The organism is Brotaphodocola sp. (genome assembly GCF_050873065.1).
Lineage (GTDB): Bacteria > Bacillota > Clostridia > Lachnospirales > Lachnospiraceae > Brotaphodocola.
Genome location: NZ_JBNMIC010000085.1, coordinates 1 through 7,005 on the forward strand (window position 1 = coordinate 1; position 7,005 = coordinate 7,005).

Here is a 7,005-nt window from a genome sequence, read left to right on the forward strand (position 1 = left end):
AAGCGGTATCCTGTACCGGAACCTTATCGATAAGCTCTGTCGTGATCGTTCCATCTGCCTTGATCGTCAGCTTTCCGATATCTTTGAGCTTCGTTCCCGTCTGGGTCAGAGGAATCTGCTTGCCATCCTTATTTGCAACAGTCTTGTTCGGAATCGTCTCGTGGGAATGACCATCAATCACCGCATCAATTCCGTTTGTGTGTGCAATCACCTGATCGGAAGTCCAGCGCTCCGTCGTTCCCTCTTCTCCAAGGTGACCGACGAGAATGACGTAGGTCGCGCCGGCCTTTCTCGCCTCGTCCACGGAAGACTGGATCTTTGCATACAGGCTCTCTCCGCTCTCATCCTCACAGAATCCGTAGATGTATGTTCCACTCTCATTCTGGAAATAAGACGGTGTGGACTTTGTAAAGCTCTCCGGTGTACTTGCCCCCACAAGTGCCACCTTCACAGCTCCGAACGTAAACATCTTATACGGAGCAAATACCGGTTTTCCCGTTCTCAAATCCGTAAAATTGCTCGAATAATATCCACAATTCAGTTTCCCCGCAAGTTCAAGAAAACGGTTCATTCCGTAATCAAACTCATGGTTTCCCGGAATTGCGAAATCATATCCGACCTGATTCATGATGTCAATCAGATAGCTTCCCTCTGACAGCGTGCCGATCGGTGCCCCCTGAATCGCATCTCCGGCATCCGCCAGAATCACATACGGGGTCTGCGCCTGCATCTGTTTCTTGTAGAGTGCAAGTCCCGCATATCCGATGTTGTCATCCACACCACAATGGACATCGTTTGTGTACAGAACAATGATGTCCTTGTCTCCTGCAAATGCAGAAAACGTCATGCCGGTCGTCAGACTCAGCACCATCGCCAGACTCAAAATCCAGCTGAGCAGTTTTCGGAATCGTTTCTTTTCCATACCTCATCCTCCTTTACTTGAAATATGATTCATAAATTGTTATGATACTGACTCGATTATAACAAATTTTTCTGAATATTGGAAGCAATTCCCTGAAACGCAAAAAAGAATGTGAAAGAAAAAACAATCTTTTTCTTCCACATTCTTTTTGCGTTTCCAAAACCGGTTTTCCGGTTATGACTTCCTACTCCTCAGTCTCTTCCGGCTTCTCGATCTCAATGCCAAGCTCTTTAAGCTGCTTCGGATCTACCGGGGTCGGAGCCTCGGTCATCATGCAGGATGCATCCTTTACCTTCGGGAATGCAATCACTTCACGGATGCTGTCGCAGCCGCCCATCAGCATAGCCACACGGTCAAGACCGTATGCCAGACCAGCGTGCGGCGGAACTCCGTACTTGAATGCTTCAAGCAGGAATCCGAACTGATCCTGTGCACGCTCCGGAGTGAAGCCCAGAACCTCGAACATCTTGGACTGGATGTCGCTCTGATGGATTCTGACAGAACCACCGCCAAGCTCGGTACCGTTCAGAACGATATCGTAAGCCTTTGCGCGAACTGCGCCCGGGTTCGTGTCGATCATCGGCCAGTCTTCCTCCATCGGCATTGTGAATGGATGGTGCATAGCCACGTAACGGTTCTCCTCCTCGGAGTACTCAAGCAGCGGGAACTCGGTTACCCACAGGAACTTGAAGTCGTCTTTCTTTAACAGATCTTTCTGTCTTGCGATCTCCAGACGCAGAGCACCCAGAACATCCCATACAACCTTGTTCTTGTCTGCTGCGAACAGAAGCAGGTCACCCGGCTTTCCGTCCATTGCCTTTACAAGAGCATCCATCTGCTCCTCGGTCATGAACTTGGAGAAGGAAGACTTCAGGGAGCCATCCTCGTGGATTGCGATGTATGCCAGACCCTTTGCGCCGTAGCCCTTTGCGAACTCTACGAGTGCATCGATCTTCTTTCTCGGCATTCCGCCCTCGCCCTCGGCGTTGATACCGCGGACAGAACCACCGTTCTCAAGAGCGCTCTTAAATACAACGAAATCGCAGTCCTTCACAACCTCAGATACGTTCTTTAACTCCATGCCGAAACGCAGATCCGGCTTATCGGAACCAAAGCGGTCCATTGCCTCCTGCCAGGTCATGCGCTGGATCGGAAGCGGAATCTCCACATTCAGAAGCTCCTTGAACAGCTTGTGAAGCAGACGCTCGTTGACATCGAGAACATCCTCAACATCGACGAAGGAAAGCTCCATATCGATCTGGGTGAACTCCGGCTGACGGTCTGCACGCAGATCCTCATCGCGGTAGCAGCGTGCCAGCTGGAAGTAACGGTCATATCCGGAGCACATCAGCAGCTGCTTGAACAGCTGTGGGGACTGCGGAAGTGCGTAGAAGGAACCCGGATGTACACGGCTCGGTACGAGGTAATCTCTTGCGCCCTCCGGGGTGCTCTTGATCAGGGTCGGGGTCTCAATCTCAAGGAATCCCTCTTCTGCGAGGAACTGTCTCGTCAGGATTGCGATCTTGCTGCGCAGGATCAGATTTCTCTGGATATCCGGGCGGCGCAGATCCAGATAACGATATTTCAGACGAAGCTCTTCCTTCGTCTTGGAATTCTCCTCAATCGGGAAAGGCGGGGTCTCAGACTCAGAGAGAATTCTCAAGCTCTCTGCGCGAACCTCGATTGCACCGGTTGCCAGATTCTCATTTACACCGCCGGAACGAGCCTCAACACGTCCGGTTACAGCGATTACGAACTCACTTCTGAGTTTCTCTGCCTTTGCAAAGCTCTCTGCTCCGCAGTCGCTCTCCTCAAAAATAATCTGCAGAATACCGGAACGGTCACGTAAATCTACGAAAATAATACCGCCCTTATTTCTGCTCTTCTGTACCCAGCCCATAACGGTCACATTCTGGCCGACATTGGCAAGGCTAAGCTCTCCGCATCGATGGGATCTTTTCAGTCCCTGCATTGACTCTGCCATTTCAAATCTCCTTTTATCTTCAGGCGGAATTGCTCCCGCCTGTTAATCACTTTTTCTTCAGACTACATCTTAGCCCTACTATGAATTTATACAGTCTATTGACACTGACAAATAAAATCTTATTTGAGTGCCTCGCGGTAAAACTCAACAAACTCGGTGTAGCCTTCCTTGTTCAGCTGCTCCTTCTGGAACTTCTTGTTCTTGTTCATCTGGGAAACGAGAACCTGAACACCTGCACGGCGCTCCTGCATCGCCTGCTTCATGATCTCGGAAAGACGCTTTGCATCCATTCCCTTCTCAATCAGATAAGCCTTGCGCTCTGCCTGGTTTTCTACCTTACCGCCCTGATCCATCAGGATCGTGACGATTCTCTCAAATCCGATGGAGAATCCACATGCCGGTGTGTCCTGGCCGGTGAACTTGCCGATCATCTTGTCGTAACGGCCGCCGCCTGCAACGGAACCGCCAAATCCTTCCATCGAAACTTCAAAGATCGTTCCGGTGTAGTAGGACATTCCGCGCACCAGAGTCGGGTCAAATGCAAGCTTGAACTCGGTCTCTGCGACGTCGGTAACCGTATCCATGATGTTTGCAAGATTCTCAGAAACGCTCTCCGGCATCACATCTGCAAGGATCTTTCCAAGTGCGCGCACACCCTCTGCATTGTCGGTCACCTGACCAAGCAGCTCTGCGTACTTCTCAACAGCATCCTGTGCGTAACCGTTCTCAAGCAGCTCTGCCTTTACGCCGTCCATGCCGATCTTATCCATCTTGTCCAGAGTGATAAAGACCTGATCGAGGCTGTCCTCTGCAAATCCGCAGTGGAGTGCCATTCCCTTCAGAATTCCGCGGTCGTTGATACGAACCGTAAATGCGTTGTCCGGGCAGATTCTTCCGAGAGCTGTCGTCGTAGCCAGAATCAGCTCGATCTCTGCCATGCTCGACGGATCACCCAGAATGTCGATATCACACTGGGTAAACTGACGGAAACGTCCCTTCTGCGGGCGGTCAGCTCTCCACACGCTTCCCATCTGGAGCGCCTTGAACGGTGCCGGGAGCTGGGCTGCATTGTTGGAATAGTAGCGGGAAAGAGGAAGTGTCAGATCGTAGCGCAGACCGCTGTCGGCCAGATCATTCTCCGTCTCTGCGGTCTCAAGATTCAGCTTCTCACCGCGCTTTAAAATCTTGAAGATCAGCTTCTCATTGTCTCCGCCCTGCTTGCTCGTCAGGTTCTCGATGTGCTCCACGCACGGAGTCTCAATCTGCGTAAATCCAAATCCCTGATAGGTCTGACGGATCTGCTCCATCACAAAATTTCTGACCTGCATCTCCGCAGGCAGAATATCTCTCATGCCGGTAACCGGCTTCTTTTTCAGTGCCATGCTTCTTCTCCATCTTCTTATCGCCGAAATATGTTTTTGTGCCATCTCTCAAGCCATTTCAGGCTTCCCTCACTCACAAAATCTTCAGAACCCTTACCGTTCCTGTCATCCAACCTGTTCGTGAATGCCGGCATTTCCATTCCATATTTCAACGGTTGTCAATTACACATTCGCTTTACGATTATACTATTCCCTCCCACAAAATGCAATCCTGACCTTGCTTTTCCTCTCCATTTTTTCAAAAAAAGCCTCCGCTGAGATCCATTCTTTCCCCCTTAAGAAAAAAAGAAAGGTCAAAAATCATTTCACCAAATTCCAAATGATCCTGTGACCTTTCTTTATTTCACTTTATTTTTTTGAAATTTTATTACCCGTTTTATATGTTACTGAATTTCCTCGATATCAAGCGTGTATCCGAGAATTTCTCCAACTTTCTTACAGGTTCCGCTCAGCGTAACGGTATCTCCGCTCTTCATCTCCTTAACCCGGTCTTTCTGCTCCTGTGAGGTAAAGTAGCACTGCACTCCCATAATCGCGAACTCATCATGTTCAGGTCTGAGACTGATGTATTTTCCATCACTGTCAATCGTACTCAATTTGCCCGTGATCCGAAGATGCTGTCCTTTGTACTTGTCAGATGCACTCATCGCATTTGCCTTCAGTTCCTCCACCATCGTATCCACAGAACATTCCGTATACTCGATCGGAGCTTCTGTCTCCGCATTTCCTGCTTCTCCTGTTTTCTCCGCACTCTGCGCCACGGTCAAAGAGCCTTTCGTCTCCTCTTTCTTTCCTCCACTCATCGCTCCGATAATTCCCACTGCGACCACAGCCACAAGAATCCACTTTCCGATTCCTCCGCCCTGTTTTTTTCGGCAGTTCGGGCAAATCTTCGCACCGTATGGAATTTCTGTCTTACAATACTTGCACACCTTTGTCTCCGGCTTTTCATTTGTCTTCATAATGTGATCCGTCTTCCTCCCCAGTTTTCTTTATCTATCTGTATTGTTTTTTCGTATTATATCCGGTTCAGAAGAAATTTTGGTATGCTGACAGCACACATTCACAAATTTACGGAAAGAAATTTTCCACCATTCCCGTCAGACCTCCCGTCAAAAATACAATCAAAACAGCGGCGATCAGCTTGACAGACCACCGGACGAAACGCGAATTCGAGTGGAAAAACGGCAGATAATCGGAAATTTTTCCATAGTCACTGAACATTGCAATCTCCATCAGCCACATAATTCCAAATCCAATCTTGTTGACGAGATTTCTCCCATATCCGCCCTCGGTTGTTATACTGCCCGCCAGCAAAAATACCATGAAATACCCAAATACCGCCATCACTTTTACAAATGGATTTCTTCCGCGAAAACCCGGAAGTGGCCAGAAAGCACTTTTATTTCTATCATCTGGAACAGAACCGTTATCCTCTGTCCCTGTCCTTTTCTTCCGCTTCGTCTTTTCTTCTTTTCCCTGCGAATCCTCCTGCAATTTTTTCAGGCATTTCTGAATCTTTGTCCGAAGTTCTCCCGCACTCTGGCAGCGTTTTTTCGGGTCTATCTGGGTACATTGCTCAATCACACGCCCCATTCTCCCATTCCACAGTTCCTCCCCCGGCGCTTTTCCGGTCAGGAGATAATTGAAAATCACTCCTGCTGCATACAGATCCGTTCTCGCATCCGACTGTGCAAATCCATACTGCTCCGGCGCCGCATATCCATTTGTTCCGATCAACCTTGTATCCTTCTGCAAGCCCTCCTCATAATTTCGAGATGCATTGAAGTCAATCAGTTTTAAGACCCCATCATCCGTAATCATCACATTTGAGAGTTTTAAATCCCTGTGAATAATCGGCCTGTTCTGCGAATGTAAGACTTCTAAGGCCTCGCAGAGCGAAATCATCCACTTTCCGGCTTCCGATTCCCGCATCGGACCATCCCTGCGAATCCTGTCTTCCAACGTTTCTCCGCTGATATATGCCTCGACCTCATACAGAATTCCCTCTTCTTTCTGTTCTGAGATCTCTTTCACGGAAATGATATGAGGATCTTCAAGTTGCAAAAGCTGTTGATACACGTCCCGGTCATAAACCGTAAGAATCTTTCCAACCAAGATTTTCTTTGTCTCTCGCTCCATCAAAAGCCAGATCCCGCAATCCTCACGCAGTGGCGAAATCGTCTCATATTTATCCGCAAATACTTCTTCAAACGTCATGTTCTTTCCTCATCCTATCTTTGATCCCCGCATTCCACCACAAGAATTCTCTTTTTCTTCACACTTTCTCTTATCTCACACGTTTTTGTGCGCTTGCAGTCAGTCCGGATTTACGCTATCATATACGTTATCATACTTTCAGAACCATTTGCAAAAATTTTTTCAGAGAAATGAAAATGAAAACGAAAGGACCCAGACCGCAGATGAACCCAAGGACTCCAAAAGATGAAATTTCCACTGGAAATCTTCTAAATCGTCTTCTCTCTACCCACTCAGAATCTGAGCTTTCCGACTGTATCCAGAAACATACGGTCTCCGACTCAAAACGCTCCTTCTCCTCTCTGTTTGAAGAAATAATTAGGCGTTTGCGAAACGCCACAAGCCGCATAAATACGGCATTTTTTGTTACCTATAAACAAATAACTCCTCACCGGATATGGTATAATAGAGTTGACTAAAAACTATAAACCTACATCCAAGAAAGGAGTTATTCTGAT

The 7,005-nt window shown here is 48.2% G+C and carries 5 protein-coding genes; all 5 read right to left on the reverse strand.

Annotation, left to right across the window (positions count from 1 at the left end; all coding sequences use genetic code 11):
* Positions 1-922, reverse strand: a 922-nt coding sequence (locus ACR0QE_RS12700; RefSeq protein ID WP_432628705.1) for a bifunctional metallophosphatase/5'-nucleotidase, incomplete at its 3' end; no start/stop codon positions are given.
* A 184-nt stretch (positions 923-1,106) separates the two neighbouring features.
* Positions 1,107-2,906, reverse strand: a complete 1,800-nt coding sequence (gene aspS, locus ACR0QE_RS12705; RefSeq protein WP_432628706.1) for an aspartate--tRNA ligase — start codon at positions 2,904-2,906, stop codon at positions 1,107-1,109.
* 119 nt (positions 2,907-3,025) lie between these two features.
* Positions 3,026-4,288: a histidine--tRNA ligase gene (gene hisS, locus ACR0QE_RS12710; protein ID WP_432628707.1), complete on the reverse strand. Its 1,263-nt coding sequence runs from the start codon at positions 4,286-4,288 to the stop codon at positions 3,026-3,028.
* A gap of 383 nt (positions 4,289-4,671) precedes the next feature.
* The gene (locus ACR0QE_RS12715; RefSeq protein WP_432628708.1) at positions 4,672-5,250 is read right to left on the reverse strand and encodes an OB-fold protein; all 579 of its coding nucleotides are present in this window, start codon (positions 5,248-5,250) and stop codon (positions 4,672-4,674) included.
* A gap of 109 nt (positions 5,251-5,359) precedes the next feature.
* The gene (locus ACR0QE_RS12720) at positions 5,360-6,508 is read right to left on the reverse strand and encodes a serine/threonine protein kinase (protein ID WP_432628709.1); all 1,149 of its coding nucleotides are present in this window, start codon (positions 6,506-6,508) and stop codon (positions 5,360-5,362) included.
* Between the last annotated feature and the right edge of the window lie 497 nt (positions 6,509-7,005).